This is a genomic window from Secundilactobacillus silagei JCM 19001, assembly GCF_002217945.1.
Lineage (GTDB): Bacteria > Bacillota > Bacilli > Lactobacillales > Lactobacillaceae > Secundilactobacillus > Secundilactobacillus silagei.
Genome location: NZ_BCMG01000006.1, coordinates 64,715 through 81,711, shown reverse-complemented (window position 1 = coordinate 81,711; position 16,997 = coordinate 64,715). Strand labels below are relative to the sequence as shown.

Genomic DNA, 16,997 nt, shown 5'->3' with positions numbered 1-16,997 from the left:
GTTATGCTATTCTTGTTAAAAAAGGACTTAAATAAATGGGGAGGCGCCGCTATTGGAAGAAAAAGATTTTGAGCTGTTAATTATGCTGGATAAGACGAAAAACATTACTCATGCGGCTGAAAAATTGTATATCTCTCAGTCTTCCTTATCTAAGCGAATTGCTACGATTGAAAAAGAATTAGGTGTCCAATTACTGGTTCGGACACGGACGGGCATTTTATTTACGCCATCTGGTGAAGAAGTCCTGAAGACGGCTGAGACAGTTACGGAACAGCTACAAAGAATGCGTGAAAAAATTGCCTTGTCAAAGCACATCCTGACAGGCCATTTAAAGGCGGGGATTTCGTTAAACTACGCAACCTTTAGATTGGCCGATACCTTATCAAAATATCATGATAAGTATTCACAGGTTCAAATGCACATCGTGACGGGCGATAGCCGCGACCTTTATCGGGACCTAGTTAAGGGCGATGTTGATTTAGGCATTCTTCGGGGTGATTTTCCTTGGCACGGTCGCAAAATATTATTAGCAACCGAGCCTGTTTGTGCGATCAAGGGGCTGCAGAGTAAGAATAAATCTTTCAATGAAATTCCTTATATTGGGCGAAAGACGGATCTAGCGTTTGATCGCGATATTAGTAAGTGGATGCGCGAAAATCACGTTGAAAAAGCCAATAATGAATCCTACGTCGATAACATTACAACCTGTGTCAAAATGGTTGAAAACAGCAGTGGTTGGGCAGTGGTGCCCGAAATATGCCTGGATGATTTTAAGGGGATCAAGGAACCCTTGAAATTTAAAAATGGCCAAGTCTTTGAACGACCAACGTACCTCATGTTTCCAGAAACGGTGGTGACCCTGCCTCAAATTCGGACCTTTGTCCAATTTGTTGTTCAAGAAAATCATAAGGAGGTTCCCGAATGGCTGACTACACTGTAGAAAAAATCTACACAAGTGATAAACGCACAATGAAGCTAGTTGACGAACTCCTGAATAATGAAGGGATTAAACGGGATAAGAATCTTGATTATACGTGTGGCGTTTTTAATGCACGTGATGAATTGGTGGCAACCGGTAGCTGTTTCAAAAATACACTGCGCTGTCTGGCAGTTAATCATGAGTATCAAGGGGAAGGGCTGATGAATTTAATGATTAGTCACCTGGTTGATATTGAACAGGAGAGAGACAACTGGCACCTATTTGTCTATACCAAAGTCAGTGCTTTCAAGTTCTTTAAAACGTTAGGCTTTTATGAAATTGCCCGGGTGCAAGATCAATTAGTATTCTTGGAAAATCGGCCAAGCGGCTTTACTGACTATTTGGCCCAGCTTGATAGTGATGATCATTTGAAGCTAAAAAAAAGCCAGAAAGTGGCAAGTGTTGTCATGAACGCGAACCCATTTTCGTTAGGGCACCAGTATTTGATTGAAAAGGCTGCTGCCGAAAACGATATCGTCCACCTCTTTATGGTCAGTGATGATAGCAGTTTGATTCCGTTTGAAGATCGAAAACGGCTGATTTTAGCGGGAACTCGGCATTTAAACAACGTTATTTACCACGAATCGGGTTCCTATATCATCAGCAGTGCCACGTTTCCCAGTTATTTTTTAAAGGATTCAGAGACGGTGATTAAAACGCAGGCTCAGCTCGACATTGATATTTTTGTGGAAATTGCTAACTATTTGGGAATCACCCACCGGTATGTTGGCAGCGAGCCCTTTAGTCAGGTGACGAGTATTTATAACGACATTATGGTTCGAGAACTTCAAGAACGTGGCGTGACTTGTATGGTGGTCCCGCGACTTAAGGTTGATGGCGCAGCGGTGAGCGCTTCTCAAATCCGGTTAGCTTTAAAGGAAGATCGACTAGACGATGTTCAGAGGTGGGTGCCGCAGACGACGCTGGACTTTTTTAAATCAGCGGAAGGTCAACGGGTGATTGCGCGACTTCATCGAAGCACTAACGTTGTCCATTACTGAAAAATAAAATAGATGGAACTCTAAAATCCGTAGCAGGTTTCAACCTGTTACGGATTTTTGGGTTGCTAGGTCTTTAAACAAAAGGGCAACTAATCAGTTAAGCATATTAGAAAGTAATGGCAACAACGTTCTTTTGATAATTCCAATTTGGCATAGCCTGCAAGTCATATTTGCTATTTTACTTTGCTTTTAAATCACTATAAAACTGAAGGGTAAGGTAGTCAGTTCAAAGGGAGTGAAACAATCATGGAAATCAAGAAAAATGCTGTGGCCGGGACGTTGGAGTCTAGTGATGCTCAAATTACAGTTGAACCAGCTCAGGGTAAATTAGAATTGAATATTCAAAGCAGCGTGCTGAATCAGTATGGTCGTCAGATCAAAAAGGTTATTTTAGAAACCTTGGACAACTTGGACGTTAAGAGTGGTCGATTCTACGTTGTTGATAAGGGAGCGCTGGACTGCACAATCAAGGCTCGTGTTGAAGGAGCAGTTTATCGGAGTGCAGATGCCGCCGAAAAAGACATTAAATGGGGGGCTTTGAAATGATTACGCGTCCAAAACCAGAAAAATTTCGTTTGCGTCGTTCGATGATGTTTATGAACGCGCAAAAGCCGGGCTTAATCAAAGATGCCTATATCTATGGCACCGACAGTATCATCCTCGATTTAGAAGATGCGGTGGCTGAAAACCAAAAAGATATGGCCCGTTTTTCGTTATATAACGCGATGAAGAGCATTGATTACGGTGATACCGAAGTGATCGTCCGCATCAACGGCTTAGAAACGCCGCATTGGCAAGAAGATATTCGCTGTTGCGTGGCCGCGGGTGTTGACGGCATCCGAATCGCTAAGTGTGAAAGTGCTGACGATGTCAAAAAAGTTGAAGCAGCCGTTGACTCAGCCGAAAAAGAATTTGGTGTTGAAGAGGGCCGAACCTTACTAATGGCAGCGTTGGAGAGTCCATTAGGTATTATGAATGCTTACCAGATCTGTACGGCTTCTGACCGACTCTTTGGCTGTGCGATTTCTGCCGGTGATTTTCGTAAGAGTATGCACGTGAAGATTGAAAAGGGTGGAATCGAAATGTTCACCGCGCGTGGTCAAGTGGTGATGGCAGCCCGGGCAGCTGGTGTTCAATGCTTCGATACCATGTGGCCGAACATTGACGATGAAGCAGGTTTTGAAGCGGAAACGATTCAAGCAAAGAAGTTGGGTTTTGATGGCAAGAGTTTAGTTAATCCGCGTCAAATTGCCTTTGTACATCAGACTTTTGCACCAACTCAAAAAGAAATTGCCTACGCTGAGAAACTGGTTCGTTCATTTAACGAACAGGCTGACTCAGGTGTCGGGGTTTACACCGTGGACGGAAAAATGGTCGATATTCCGTTCTTCGAAGATGCTCGTCGAACGATCGACATGGCTAAGAAGACTGGCGTTTATCACGGTGATCTATAAAAGGGAGGGGTACAACAATGCGCAACAAAGTTAATCGAGAGATTCCGGATGACCTGTTAACGGCGGACAAAAAGGGTTATCAAGGCGAGTACTACCTGGATGGTAAGTACGTTAAGAAAGATGCGCCAATGATTCGGCAGGCGGTTAAGCCCGTTAACTCAAAACTGGTGGAAAGTATTCGCGAAGCCTGCGAACGCTGTGGCGCTCATGATGGCATGACCTTTTCCTTCCATACTGAATATCGTAATGGTGATTACGTGGCCGCAATGGTTGCGAAAGTCCTGATTGAAGACATGGGCTTAAAGGACATTACAGTTGCTGCCACCTCATTAGGTTCTGCTCAAAAGGTCATGGCGAAGTACATCAAGGAAGGCAAGATCATTGGCGTTCAAACTTCCGGTGTTCGTGGTGAAATTGGAGAAGCTATTTCCGCTGGTGAATTAAAAACTCCTGCGATCATTCGTAGTCATGGTGGCCGGCCACGGGCAATTCAAAACGGTGAAGTCCACATCGATATTGCCTTTCTAGCCGCTGCTTCAGCCGATAAATTTGGTAATGCCAGTGGGATTAATGGTAAGAATAACTGTGGCTCAATGGGTTTTGCTATCATGGATTCCCACTACGCTGATCACACCGTGGTAATTACGGATACCCTAGTTGATTTTCCAAACGAACCGGCTTCAATTGATTCAGCAGACGTGGACTACGTCTGTTTAGTTGATAACGTCGGTGATGCTTCCAAGATTGCTACCAAGGAAGCACGCATGACCCAGGATCCGCGAGAATTAATGATGGCCGAAAACGCTGCTAAGATTATTGCAGCAACACCCTATTTCAAGGATGGTTTTTCATTTCAAACCGGTGTCGGCGGGCCTTCATTGGCCGTTAACCGCTTTTTGGAACAGTATATGCGTGAGCAAAATATTAAGATGAGTTTTGCCTTAGGCGGTACTAGCAAAGCTATCTGTGACCTGCAGGATAAGGGCCTAGTGAAATACATTTTAGATACCCAGGATTTTGATCAGGGTGCGATTGAACACTTTACTTCCAATCCCAATCATCTAGAAACTGATTTAAATCAGTATGCCAACCCATCCAACAAGGGTGCTCTGGTGAATAACTTGGACTACGTGATTCTTTCCGCTTTGGAGATCGATACCAAGTTCAACGTTAACGTGACTACTGGATCAGACGGTATTTTGCGTGGCGCACCAGGTGGTCACCCAGATACCGCTACTGGCAGTAAGTGCTGCATTATTGTGACACCGTTGACTCGGGGACGGATGCCAACAGTTTGTGATGATGTGGTGACCGTAACTACGCCAGGCGATAGTGTGGATGTCTTGGTGACCGACTACGGGATTGCTGTTAACCCAAAGCGGCAAGACCTGATTGATTGTCTGGACGAAGCTGGTATCAAGCACGTGACGATTGAGGAACTTCGCGATAAGGCTTACAGTTTAGTTGGTAAGCCCGATAAGCTGGAGTGGGAAGATAAAGTCGTGGCGATTCTTGAAGCCCGCGATGGGACTATCTTGGATGTCGTTCGCAAGGTAAAACCGTTTGAGATTTAAGAAGTGAAATAAATTAAAAATAGCTGCTGTTAACTGGCAAGTAAAACCTGTCGATTAACAGCAGCTATTTTGAGTTATTTAGCTGGTTTTACAATTCCTAAGTCGATCATGGACTGAGCAGTTGCAATAATGGCATCCTTGGCTGAACGGGGTTGCCAATGAAGTAGCTTCTTTGCTTTGGCGTTACTGGTTTCGGCATAGGTACCAGCCACTGAAGCCACCATTTTAAGCATGGGGTCGTTGATGGCTTGCTGGCGGATGACTGCTGCTGGAATGACCTTGGTTGGTAAATTACTGGCAAATGTTGGGAAGGCGTCGCGTAGGATATTAGCCACGTCTAGGAACGAAAGGGTTTCGCCAGTCGTTGCTAAGAACCGCTGACCAGCTGCTTTTGGTGAAGTCATGGCTATGATGTGTAAACTAGCCACATCACGAACGTCAACGTAGCCTGAATCAACTTCTGGAACGGCCTTGATCTTGCCTGCCAGCATTTCCTGGATTTGAATGTTTGAATGGGAGTAGTCGGCTGATAAGACCGGACCCATGACGGCGACTGGGTTCACCGTTGCCAGTTCGAGGCCACTATCGTCATTGGCGATAAAATCCCAGGCGGCCCGTTCTGACAGTGTTTTGGATTTTTGGTACGGATGAATGTTTGGCTGAGTTAGATCAGACCAATCTTCTTCAGTAAATGGCGTAGTCTGGTCACGGTGACCGGCAAAAATCGCACCATAAGCAGAAGTCAGCACCACCCGTTTGACGTGAGCTTTCGCAGAAGCACGCAATACACGGAGAACCCCGTCAATTGCTGGATCAATCATTTCGGACTCATCTTTAAAGTTCAAGGTTGGTGTGGGTGAGGCGGGGTGAATGACGTAGGTTGCGCCCGTCATAGCTTCGTCCCAGTGAGCATCGTCGGTTAAGTCAGTTTCGATAAATGAAAGACCTGAAAGATCAGTTATGTCACCGTTCTTGAGCATTTGTTTGATGTGCTTATTTTTACTTAAATTCCGGACGGTTGTTCGAACGGCGTAACCCTGTTGCAGTAACTGTAAAATCGTGTGGCTGGCAATAAAGCCACTGCCACCGGTGACAACGACTAATGTTTTGTTTGACATAATTTTTCCTCCTTAAGATACGTTACACTTGTAACTTCACTGGAAGTATCCTACACTGTAAAAAAAGTGAAAACAAGCTAAATGACGGCATCTGTGACAGATAGGAGATAGTGATATGTCAGCGACACAACACGCACAGCAGATTAAACAGGATTCAAAACAGTACCTAACCACCGCATTATTTCAGTTACTGGCAACCAAAGATTTAAACGATATCAAGGTGACGGCACTGGTTAAACGGGCCGGTGTGAGCCGAATGGCATTTTACCGTAATTTTGATACGCTTGAAGATGTGATCCTACAATATTTTGGACCGAAAATTCAAAGTTTGTTCAACGATGTTATTTTACAGGTGCCGGAAAAACAAAAGTTGGGTGATATGACCGAATTTTTTCAAACCCTGTCCACTGAATTAAAGTTGGCGGTGGATCGACGGTACGAGTACTTGATTCGGCGGTTATTTAACGAGAACATGGTGCGCTATTATGATCAGCACCAGGTCTGGAAACAATTATCAGCAGATGAGCGTCATTACTGGGTGGCCTTCATGAGCGCCGGTGTCTACGCAATTTGGCGGGAATGGCTGCTAAATGATCAGTCGGAACCTTTATCTAAAATTCATGTGCTGATTCGTAAATTTCAGAATGCGACTATTGATGCTTTGATTGAATGATGAGGGGTGGAAAAAATATATTTAATTATTTTCTAAAGGGGGAATAGTATTGCACAAACAACCAAAAATAACGGCACAAACTAAGCAAAATTTTATGAAAGCCTTTATGGATCTAAACAGGCATACACCGATTGAAAAGATTACCGTTAAGTCGCTCTCCGACAAAGCAGGCTATAATCGGGCGACATTCTATAACTACTTTGCGGATGTTTATGACCTCTATGAATCTGTAGAACTATACGTTTTTCGTAAAATCAAAGCCAAAATTGAAGCTAATATCCGGCACGTTGATGCGCAGCAAAACTATATCGAAAACTTTACTTCGATAGCATTTCAATATAAATCATATTTGGAAATCATTTTGCGTAATCCAAATAGCGATTATTTCACGACTCAGGTAAAAACTTATCTTACAAATTATTGGATTCAGGAACTTGATTTACCAAAAAATGATATTAAGGTGCAATATCAACTTAATTTCTATCTTTCAGCCGTAATGGCTACAGTTAGTCATTGGTTGAGAAATCAGAATGATATGACAATTACCGAATTGGCGGCGTTTCTGCAAACAATGTCGTCTCAAGGAATCTTACCTAATATCCTAAGTAAAATGACAAAGTAATCATACAAATACCTTTACTATCTAATCTTCTTTTTGACACTTGCTGTCTGATTGTTGATTGATGATAACTTTTACTGCTAATACCATAAAAGTATAAACAACATATGGAGGAATTAGCATGAAATTCTATCGTAATAATTGGTATTACTGTGGCGGCATTATCTTCGTCGCACTAGCATATTTAGCCGGCTTTTGGCGAGATAGTTTTAGTCATTTACAGCTTATTTTAACTTACAGCTACATGGCGATGCTCGTTCATCAATTTGAAGAATATGGTATGCCAGGTGGTTTTCCTAGTATCTTTAACATTATCTGTTGCAATGAATCCGAAGTACCTGAGCGCTATCCGCTTAATGCCAATGGTGTCATGATTAATAACGTCTTCATGGCCTATCCCTTTTATATTCTAGCTATCCTATTTCCTAACGTCATTTGGTATGGTTTAATCACTATCGGTCAAGGCATGGTCCAGATCGTTAACCACGGATTTTATAATAATATCAAGCTCAAAAGTTGGTACAATCCAGGCCTAGCTTCTGTAATTGTTCTTCATTGGCCATTGGGTATATATTATATTTGGTATGTAGCAAGCCATAATCTTGCAACGCCAACAGACTACGTCATTGGTTTCGTTGGGGCTTTCTTGTCAACGCTGGTACTATGGCTCGGACCAGTACGCATCATGCGCAATAAGAAGTCTCGTTATTCTTTCCCCGATAAAGAAATGTATGGTTATCAAGCCAATAGGATTAAACAAAGACTAAATCATATGCGGTGAATCATGAACAATCTCCATGCAACCACAACATCAACTGGCTTTTTGTCGGCAACAGCCATAAACTAAAAGGTAATCTAGATGATGGGTGGAGATTAAGATAATTGAATATAAGAATGACGTTAAATTAGATGTACCAACTTTCCGTGATTTAATTAAGCGGACGACGTTAAACCGTCAGTTAGATGACGATGACAAGTTACAGCGGATGATTGATAATGCCGATTTCCTATACACCGCTTGGGATGGGGATCAAGTCGTTGGGTATACCCGTGGATTAACGGATTACGGTGATGTGACCTACGTTGCCGATTTAGGGATTGATCAGGTATACTGGCACCAAGGGATTGGCCGCCATTTGCTGCAGATGATTGACGCCCAATTTGGTGAAAAGCTCCATACCGTTTTATTTGCTTCAAAATTGGCCGAAAACTACTATGCCAAAGTTGGTTATACCAAGAGTGACCGTGGCTACACTAAAAGTCCACACCAGTGAAATGAAATTGAACCATTATAATCATTGTCACGAAAAGCGACCGTTCAGAGTGATCTGACGGCCTTTTTTGATTGACAGACTGAACTTAATCAGTCTTAATAAGGACAGTAATAACTAATGTGGGGGAAGTAAGATGGGACTACTATTATATTTAATATTATTTTACGGGATTTATCGTTTGGCCGGGAAGGCATTACGATTTGAAAAGGTGACCCGGTTTGAACAAAGTACGGTGCCAGCGTATGCCATGGTGATGTTTTTGCTGACGATGAGCTGGACCAGTAAGGAGATCATTGTACTGGCTGTTCTAGTGGTGCTGTCAGCTGGTATTGGCTGGTTTCAGGCCAGCCAACTAGAAGTGAAACACACCAGTGAACATGATCGACATGGCCGGCCAATCATCCTGATCAAGAAGAATTGGCCTTACCTAGCTGGTTGGGTGGCCGTTTTTGTGCTTGGCGTTGCAACGGAGATCTGGCACGTTGGTGAGGTTTCCAGTGGTGAGGTTATTAAGGAATTAGCGGTTGAAGTGCGTGGAGAACTGTTTTCTTTCATGCAGTTTGGCCATAGCTATTCGTGGTATATTTGGGCCATTTCAGCGGTTTCAAGTCTAATGTTTTCACGGACTTTACGGCAGAAAGATGAACTGATTTCAGAAGCGATTAAGCGACCGGACCGCGGACAGCATAAGGGGTTGAAATAAGTTACTAAAGTGATTTTTTTAAATGAAATTTTTGGTTGATGAGGTCTATTCTGTTAATAGACGTTAAGGGAAGAGGTTTTTGCATGTATAAAAAAATGATTGCTGGGTTAATCGGCTTGGCAGCCTTTGTTACCGTTAGTGTTGGTGCAACTAATGCCAGCGCTTCATCAGCAACAGTACAGATCAACGGGACAACAGTCACCAGACAGCATTTACGTACGAGTACTTACTATCAAACGACCAAAGCCACTAAGATGAGTTTAGAATACGCTAAAATCGATTCCGCTACGGATAAAAGTTATTCCAAAACAATTACCTTACCTAAGGGGACGATTATTGCCGGTAAGTTAACTAAAAGTAGCACGACTGGTAAGATGAATGCTGACATGAGTCTTATGGGTGACCTTGTAGGTGGTGAGCCATTACATTATACGCTCGTGAATAAAGCGGCTAAAAAGGGTTATGTAGCTGATGGATTAGGAACTTCGACAACGCCTAGTGCCTTTAAGCGCGTTTCGACCCCTGCGTATATCCCAACCTGGAGCTATGGTGACCTATACTTAGGCGGAAGTTCAGCTGCTAAGCAGTTTCTAGCCAGTTATCCCAATCAGAAAGTCCAAATTACTACCGATGGTTACGTTGAAGTTCATCAAAAAGGTTCAGCTAAAAACTGGGAATTCTACTACGCTAACAAGCCAGTGACCGCGGCTAAAATTAAAAAGACGACAGCCAAGGGTACTACTCGATACCTTTATTTAAGCTCATCATTAAAGGGGATTAAGACGACGCGTGTTGGTAACAAAGGTGCTTATGAATATCGCTTAGCCTTAAAGAATTTGCACGATCCATTAAAGCTACCGGCAATCAATGAAGATTCCAATGTGCCAACCTTTGTTAGCCGTTACTCGCTAGGCGGTGTTGCTTATTACACGCCAATTGTTGATTGGAATTCGTCTGATTTCTAATTCATAAAAGTAATCAATAGAGTTAAAGGGACGTCAGCCGATGTCCCTTTTTTGGTATGGGGTTTTTGCAGAACGATATGATGGTAATCACGGGTTATCTCGGTTAAACTTAACTAAATTGAGCTGAGGCACTTTAAACAAAATAAGGGAGCATTCCGCATGGTTTGGTTATTACTCATATGGTTTGTGATATTAATTGTATTGGGGCTGGGCTACTTTGTTATTCAAAGGCGATACCGAAAAATTGTCCAGATGACGTTTCCCAACATGACACGGCAGGATCGACTCATTCGTAATTGGCGAATTAAAGACTATTGGTTGGAGAGTTCTGTTTCAGCAATTTATTGGCATTATTTAAAATTAGTATTAAACGGTTTTGCATTATTGTCGGCTGGTGGGTTTTTAAGTGCTGGGCTAGGCATGTCTTTGGTTACCCAGTATCAGGCATTTCTATTATTAATGGGATTTGTATTTTACTTGGGAATTGCGTTTTGGCTGCTCGTCGGGTTTAGTGTATTGATTAGCGGCTTACGAATTTATCCCAAGCGCCGAGTCTTAAAAAACTATCTATCGGCGCATAGTGATAATCGGCTGAAGATGGTTGTGTTACCAGAGAGAATGACACGGTTCATCATCATCTGGCATGGAGCGGGAGTTATCTTTGCCTGGCTGACGGTCGCTATTTTAGTCATTATGATGAAAGTTTAATATAGCGCGTTTGATTTAATAATTTATCAAATACCAAAACAGCAACCCTGCTCGGATAAGCAGGGTTGCTGTTTTTAGTATTTGCATATTACTTAGTCTCGGTCCAATCCTGCTTCAAGCCTTTACCGCCAGCTTCAAAAGCACTGACGATGCAGTCCCTTAGTAGTAACATTTCATCGTGATCTAAATCCTGAGTAACTTTACCAAAGAATTGATCAACGTAGGCCTGCAGTTTTGGATCAGCTGTCCCGTCTTCCGTACGTGTTCGGGCGTATAGATCAACGTGGCAGGCTTTCAGATCTCTGTTGAAGGCTTCGGCTTTGGTATAAGCTAATTCTGAACGAACCTTTTCCAGCTCTTGCGTTAAGGCTTTTTCACGTTCAGCGTTCATTACCTGGTTCTTTTCGGCTTCGTTTTCTAAAATTGGATTTCCTTTGATTTGAGTCATGTTGCCACCATTCCTTTGCGTTAGAGATTATTGTTAGTTAGCTACTATATTAATGTAGCAACTTTGCTGACACGAATGCAACTCTTTTTAGGGTTATGGTAAGGGTGTTTATAATATTTAACTCAAGTTGTGCCCTTATCTTACTTAAGCTTAGCCAAGCGCTTTGCAGGTATACAAAATATTCATATTATGATAAAATTATGAGAATGCAAAGCAAAATTTGTAAATTTTCACATAAAGTCAAAGCCAGAGTAAATCTTCTGGCTTTATTTGGTATTGATGGTAATTACTAAATAAACCAAGTACATATTATGTAGGAAGCTGAGGATAGTTTTGTGAATAGACTCAAGATAAAAAATAAGGCTAGATCTGCTAGTTTTGCGCCCGCCCGCAAGTTAGTTCAACGCAGACAGTATTTAAGAAAGTACGTTTGGACCGGTAATTTGAACGTGCTGGCCGAATCCTGATACATAAATGATTCAAACTAGAAAAGAAGTCCGGTTACCATCACTTTTTACGGCCAATTTAATGCTCAATGCGGGCGCAGCATTTATGTGGCCATTAACGACTGTTTACATGAACCAAACGCTGGGGGAGTCATTGACCACCTCCGGCACGGTCCTGTTGTTCATGTCGTTATTGATGATCGTCGGCAACTATATCGGCGGCATTATGTTTGATCGATGGTCGCCTTATTTAGCCGGGTTGATCGGTTCAGGGATGTCCTTGGCAGCCATCATCATTTTAATTTTCTTTCATAGCTGGCCAATCTATGCCATCATGCTGTTCGTTGTCGGTTTTGGCGATGGTATTAGCGCGACGGTTGAAAATTCTTACGCTGCTGCGATCAAGTCAACTTCGACGCGACAGGTTTTCAATTTAATGTATATTGGTATCAACGTTGGTGCGGTTATCGGGACGTTATTAGTTGGGTACCTCTTTGATCTTGGCATTACCCTGGTCTTTTTGGTCACATCGTTTTGTTACATTATGTTATTTTTGCTGATGTTGACCGAGTTTAAGGTTGATGTTACACCAACTAAAAACACTAAGGAGAACGGTGCGACAGTTGCCAAGGCCAATTTACGGGTCATTTGGCTAGTGTGCCTGATGATCTTTGCGATTTATGCCAGTTATACCCTGTGGGAAAGCGTTTTGTCAGTGCACATGACGAATCTGCACATTCCGTTTAGAAATTACAGCCTATTGTGGACGCTGAACGGCATTCTAATCGTCATCGGACAGCCACTGAGTAATCGCATCTTTACGAAGTACAAGATTTCGACACAAGCTGGTTTCGGCATTCTCATTTTAGCACTGTCATTCTTTTCGCTGATTTTTGCCAGTCATTACGGTGCTTTCGTGGGAGTGATGGTTATCGTGACCCTGGGCGAAATGATTGGCTTTCCGGCCATACCAGTCTGGGTCGACGAGTTGGCTAAGAATGGCCAAAAGGGGAAATATCAGGGCATGTATAACGTTGCCCTTTCCCTAGGCCGAGCAATGGGGCCACTAGTTGGTGGGGTGATGATCGATTTATTCAATTATCGCATCCTATTTTTAACGGCTGGTTCCGCCATTTTGCTGACAATGTGTCTGGCACTGCTGGCCAATTCACGTTTATTAAAGACTAATCACTAACTACAGAAAAGACGCAGGCAAGTTTCCAATTTGGAAGCTTACCTGCGTCTTTTACTATTTACGGTGATTATGATTACCTAATGAGCATCCAGCCAGCGTTGCGTTTCCGCCATCCATTTGACACGGAGGTTGGGAAGACCAAACTCTTCCATTGCGTGCCAGGATTGCGGGAAGCGGGTCATTTCGACAGCTACGTGACGGTGTTTTAAGGCGGAATAGAATTCCTCTCCTTGTGAGATTGGACAACGCTTATCCCATTCGGAACTCATCAGCAGAGTCGGGGTAGTCACGTGGTCAGCATAGGCTAATGGTGAAAAATGCCAAAGGGTTGCGACGTCATTCGTTTGAGCCAGTAATTCTTGTTCGGTGAAGGGTACCCCGATATCGCTGGTACCCACAAAGCTGATGAAGTTAGTCAGTGGATTTTGAACCACCGCACCAGCAAAACGGTCAGTGTGCCCAATCATCCAAGAGGACATAAAGCCGCCATAGGAAAGGCCACCAACGTATTGCTTTTTTGCATCAAACTCTGGGTGATGCGCTAAAACGTCATCCAAGCCGCTCAAAAGATCAGTATAGTCTTTTCCGCCATAGGCACCTTGATTGGCTTTCATAAAGCTCAACCCGTAACTGGCACTGCCACGTGGATTCAGTAGGACAACACCGTACCCGGCTGCCGCAAGAACTTGCATTTGCAGGAAGAAACAATCACTCCAAGCACAGTGCGGGCCACCATGGATGTATAAAAAGAGTGGCAGGTTAGTCTTTTTAGAAGTGAGCGGCCTTATCAGCCAGCCCTCCAGTTTGAGCCCGTCTTTAGCGTGATAAGTGAATTTTTCGGGTTTGGAGAAGGCATGCGCTTCATCAAATGTTTGATTGACGTCGTACTGGTTGACGAGGGTTCCGTCTTTGGTGATGGTGCCAAGAATTGAAGGTTGAACGCCTGAGGTATAACAAACTAATAACTCACCTTCAGAATTGACCGTCCAATCAGTCACTCGCAGATCATCCTCAAAGAGAACCTGGTTTTGAACGCCATCTGAGCGATAGAATTTACTGTGCCCGCTAACGTTCGTTCGGAAATAAAAGTCAGTTTCATTTAACCACGCAAAGGGACGGCGGCTAAAGGTAGCGGTGCTGTCAGGGAGATACAGCATATCACTAATATTTTCATCCAAGTCACTGCTGACATCCGTGAACTTTGAATCAGCGAAGTGGTATTCATATAATAGGTAGCTGCGATAAGCCTTGGTTAAATTATTTTGCACGCTGATCAATAACTGCGTTGCTTTGGGCGATAAGGCTGCCGTAATAAACTTCCAGTTTGGATAGTCCTGGGTTAAATTTTGTAATTTTCCGGATTTAGTATCCAGGACAGAAATGCCGTTACTATCGTTATTTTCGTCATCTGGAAAGTTATCGAGGATCAGCACAAGCTTGGAACCAGCTGCATTTGAATCACAAAGCTTGAAGTCAGTCTGTGAACTGAACAGTTGTTTTTGAGTCCGCGTATCAGCATCGTATTCGTATAGCTCAAACGTGGCATCCTCAGGTAGAAAACCATATTCATCGGCGAAGTAGTGTTCTTTTCGGATGTGCCGAACTTCTGGAAACTGTGCATCGGGTGTAATGGGCTGCTCAGCGGTCTGCATGACCTTAAAGAAAACCTTATTGGCGCCATTAGCAGTGACAAAGGACGCCACAGGGAAGGGGCTCACTTGGCTATCTGCTTGAGCGGGTCGGTGTTCAAACAAGGTGAAGGGGGCTTCTGGAGTCACCTTGCCCAGATAATAGAGGTTGTCTTTGGTGACATGGGCGTCCTTAGAAGCGAACAAGGCTGGATTAACGGCGCCTTCAGGTTGATAGTCCGCATTGAACGTCACGACTTGGGGCGCGTAATCGTTCTGGTCGCGGTCGATTTGATTGTTAGTAACCAAGATTTTATCGTGTTTGACAACCGGTTGACTCAGCGATTTTAGTTCATACAAATCTTCTTTTGAGAGCGCTTTTTTCATGGCGAATCTTCCTTTGATCATTTTATTTTGCGAGGTAGGCATTCTTTAAATACAAGCCTGAGGAACCTTCATAACTCAGATTTTTCAAGTTAGGGTTGTTGAGATAAACGGATTGACCTTCATCCAATGGAATGATGGCTTGGTCATTCATCAGTGTCTTTTCAGCATCTTGGAAATCAGCATACCGTTTTTGCGGGTTAGAAGCGTCCGTGGTGGCTGCGGCGTTGACGTCAGCATCGTAGGACTTATTGCTGTAAGCACCCATGTTGATACCGTTATTGGTAACAAAGTGTGGCATCCAATCGGATAGATCAGGGTAGGACTGCGTAAAGCCGAAGGAAACCAGGTCAAAGCCATTACCGCTTTGCATCTTGGTAACAGCTTGAGTTTGAGGTAAGAGGGTGACGCTGACTTTCAAGCCAGGCAGTTTTTCAGCGGCAGCTTGGACGTATTCGGCGTAGTTCTTCTCATCGTCAAAGCCTAGATAACGAAGCGTCATACTCTTGGTGCCGAGTTGTTTTAGACCCTTAATCCAAAGCAGTTTGGCAGCTTTAGGATCGTACTTCACTGCTGATGCAGTATCGGTATCGTCCGCGAAGTCTTTGCCAGTGGTTGGGTTTTTAGTGGCGTCATGGGGCAGGTAGCCCGTTGGCACTTTAGAGCCATTTTTAAGGACGTTATCAACCAAAGCTTTTCGGTCGATGCTCAAAGACAGTGCCTGACGGATGTTTTTATTTTGAAGTGCTTTAGTACGGAAATTCAGTGCTAAAAAGTCTGTTTGACCGCCTGAGTAGGTAGTGTATCCTGGTTGATGCTTTTCTTCGGCAGCTTGTTGGCCATTTAAGGTAACACTATCCAGTTTCTTAGCTTGATATTGAGATAGCGCGGTTTGAGGATCTTTTTCCACTTGGTAATTGACCGTATCTAATTTCACATTATCTTTATCCCAGTAATCCTTGTTCTTGTTCAACGTCCAACTATTTTTGGATGAGTTCCAATTATTGAGCGTAAACGGACCATCATAGACCATTTTGTCTGAACTCGTACCGTATGCGGAGCCGTATTTTTCGACGGTCTTTTGATTTTGAGGGAAGAAGGTGGTGAACGCTACCAGATACTTAAAGTAGGGCGTTGCGCTGTTTAATGTAACTTGTAAGGTATCTTTGTCCAGTGCCTTTACCCCCAATGAATCGGGTGCTTTCTTCCCGGTTTCAATGGCGTTGGCATTCTTAACAGGTGCGTAGAGATAGGCGTGTGATGATTTCGTACTAGGGGTGACGGTTCTGCGCCAGCCATACACGAAATCTTGAGCCGTTACGGGATCACCGTTGCTCCATTTGGCATCAGCGCGTAGATGGAACGTGTAGACGGTGCCGTTATTTGTTGGTTTAACCACATCTTTGGCAATTCCGGGGGTGACATCGGTTGAACCTTTTAACTGATATAAGCCTTCCTGGGTGTTGTTAGCCACTTGCAGATCCTGGATTTGGGTGGCCATCGAAGTATCTAGGGTACCGACCTGTTGCGATGACATTAAATTGACGGTTTGCTTAGCATCTCCGGCAGCCGAACTTGACGCACAGCCTGCGAGGGCGAGACCAGCTAAACCAACAAGAGCTAATGATATGTATTTCCCGTGTTTCATATGTAAAACCTCCAAAAAATAATAGTTTGTTATTGGCTGATAGGAAATGAAAAACGCCCCATGGATAAAATATCCATAGGGCGTCTCCGCGGTACCACCTATCAGTCACTTAGCAACAATATATGTATGTGTAAGTCTCAGTGTTGGCATTATGAGCCAACGGCACGATAATGGGTGCAA

General features: G+C 43.5%; 17 protein-coding genes. 13 read left to right on the top strand and 4 right to left on the bottom strand.

Features of this window, described 5'->3' with window-relative positions; genetic code table 11:
• Nucleotides 1-52 precede the first annotated feature (52 nt).
• From CES79_RS06750 to citF, 5 genes are all read left to right on the top strand, one after another.
• A complete protein-coding gene (locus CES79_RS06750) occupies nt 53-940 on the top strand; it encodes a LysR family transcriptional regulator (protein WP_089136710.1) in 888 nt (295 codons plus the stop codon).
• Nucleotides 922-1,980, top strand: a complete 1,059-nt coding sequence (gene citC / locus CES79_RS06745) for a [citrate (pro-3S)-lyase] ligase (RefSeq protein WP_089136709.1) — start codon at nt 922-924, stop codon at nt 1,978-1,980. The genes CES79_RS06750 and citC overlap by 19 nt, the downstream gene beginning before the upstream one ends.
• A gap of 246 nt (nt 1,981-2,226) precedes the next feature.
• Nucleotides 2,227-2,526, top strand: a complete 300-nt coding sequence (gene citD / locus CES79_RS06740) for a citrate lyase acyl carrier protein (RefSeq protein WP_054654303.1) — start codon at nt 2,227-2,229, stop codon at nt 2,524-2,526.
• Entirely contained in the window at nt 2,523-3,434 is a 912-nt protein-coding gene (locus CES79_RS06735) for an aldolase/citrate lyase family protein (protein ID WP_089136708.1), read from the top strand. The genes citD and CES79_RS06735 overlap by 4 nt, the downstream gene beginning before the upstream one ends.
• A 17-nt stretch (nt 3,435-3,451) precedes the next feature.
• The gene (citF, locus tag CES79_RS06730; RefSeq protein ID WP_054654301.1) at nt 3,452-5,008 is read left to right on the top strand and encodes a citrate lyase subunit alpha; all 1,557 of its coding nucleotides are present in this window, start codon (nt 3,452-3,454) and stop codon (nt 5,006-5,008) included.
• A 74-nt stretch (nt 5,009-5,082) separates the two neighbouring features.
• Here citF and CES79_RS06725 read toward each other — a convergent pair whose 3' ends face one another.
• On the bottom strand, nt 5,083-6,126 hold the full coding sequence (locus CES79_RS06725) for an SDR family oxidoreductase (RefSeq protein ID WP_054654298.1): 1,044 nt from the start codon (nt 6,124-6,126) through the stop codon (nt 5,083-5,085).
• Between the two features lie 115 nt (nt 6,127-6,241).
• Between CES79_RS06725 and CES79_RS06720 the strand changes: the two genes are divergently transcribed.
• From CES79_RS06720 to CES79_RS06690, 7 genes are all read left to right on the top strand, one after another.
• Nucleotides 6,242-6,799 carry a TetR/AcrR family transcriptional regulator gene (locus CES79_RS06720; protein ID WP_089136707.1) on the top strand — a complete coding sequence of 186 codons (558 nt, stop codon included), beginning with the start codon at nt 6,242-6,244 and terminating at the stop codon, nt 6,797-6,799.
• Nucleotides 6,800-6,848: 49 nt separating this feature from the next.
• Complete coding sequence (locus tag CES79_RS06715) at nt 6,849-7,421, top strand: TetR/AcrR family transcriptional regulator (protein WP_089136706.1); 573 nt, start codon at nt 6,849-6,851, stop codon at nt 7,419-7,421.
• 118 nt (nt 7,422-7,539) lie between these two features.
• Nucleotides 7,540-8,199 carry an HXXEE domain-containing protein gene (locus CES79_RS06710; RefSeq protein WP_054654291.1) on the top strand — a complete coding sequence of 220 codons (660 nt, stop codon included), beginning with the start codon at nt 7,540-7,542 and terminating at the stop codon, nt 8,197-8,199.
• Nucleotides 8,200-8,284: 85 nt separating this feature from the next.
• Nucleotides 8,285-8,692 carry a GNAT family N-acetyltransferase gene (locus CES79_RS06705; RefSeq protein ID WP_054654289.1) on the top strand — a complete coding sequence of 136 codons (408 nt, stop codon included), beginning with the start codon at nt 8,285-8,287 and terminating at the stop codon, nt 8,690-8,692.
• Nucleotides 8,693-8,825: 133 nt separating this feature from the next.
• On the top strand, nt 8,826-9,395 hold the full coding sequence (locus tag CES79_RS06700) for a hypothetical protein (RefSeq protein WP_054654287.1): 570 nt from the start codon (nt 8,826-8,828) through the stop codon (nt 9,393-9,395).
• An 83-nt stretch (nt 9,396-9,478) separates the two neighbouring features.
• Complete coding sequence (locus CES79_RS06695; RefSeq protein ID WP_089136705.1) at nt 9,479-10,360, top strand: hypothetical protein; 882 nt, start codon at nt 9,479-9,481, stop codon at nt 10,358-10,360.
• A 159-nt stretch (nt 10,361-10,519) separates the two neighbouring features.
• The gene (locus tag CES79_RS06690; RefSeq protein ID WP_054654283.1) at nt 10,520-11,068 is read left to right on the top strand and encodes a hypothetical protein; all 549 of its coding nucleotides are present in this window, start codon (nt 10,520-10,522) and stop codon (nt 11,066-11,068) included.
• An 88-nt stretch (nt 11,069-11,156) separates the two neighbouring features.
• Here the strand turns inward: CES79_RS06690 and CES79_RS06685 are convergent, their stop codons facing one another.
• A complete protein-coding gene (locus CES79_RS06685) occupies nt 11,157-11,516 on the bottom strand; it encodes a hypothetical protein (RefSeq protein WP_054654280.1) in 360 nt (119 codons plus the stop codon).
• Between the two features lie 474 nt (nt 11,517-11,990).
• On the opposite strand from CES79_RS06685, the gene CES79_RS06680 reads away from it, so the two are divergent.
• Nucleotides 11,991-13,157, top strand: a complete 1,167-nt coding sequence (locus CES79_RS06680) for an MDR family MFS transporter (protein ID WP_054654278.1) — start codon at nt 11,991-11,993, stop codon at nt 13,155-13,157.
• A 77-nt stretch (nt 13,158-13,234) separates the two neighbouring features.
• Here CES79_RS06680 and CES79_RS06675 read toward each other — a convergent pair whose 3' ends face one another.
• Both CES79_RS06675 and CES79_RS06670 read right to left on the bottom strand, forming a co-directional pair.
• Nucleotides 13,235-15,172, bottom strand: a complete 1,938-nt coding sequence (locus CES79_RS06675; protein WP_159459471.1) for an alpha/beta hydrolase family protein — start codon at nt 15,170-15,172, stop codon at nt 13,235-13,237.
• Between the two features lie 22 nt (nt 15,173-15,194).
• Nucleotides 15,195-16,817, bottom strand: a complete 1,623-nt coding sequence (locus tag CES79_RS06670; RefSeq protein ID WP_054654270.1) for a peptide ABC transporter substrate-binding protein — start codon at nt 16,815-16,817, stop codon at nt 15,195-15,197.
• Nucleotides 16,818-16,997: the final 180 nt, after the last annotated feature.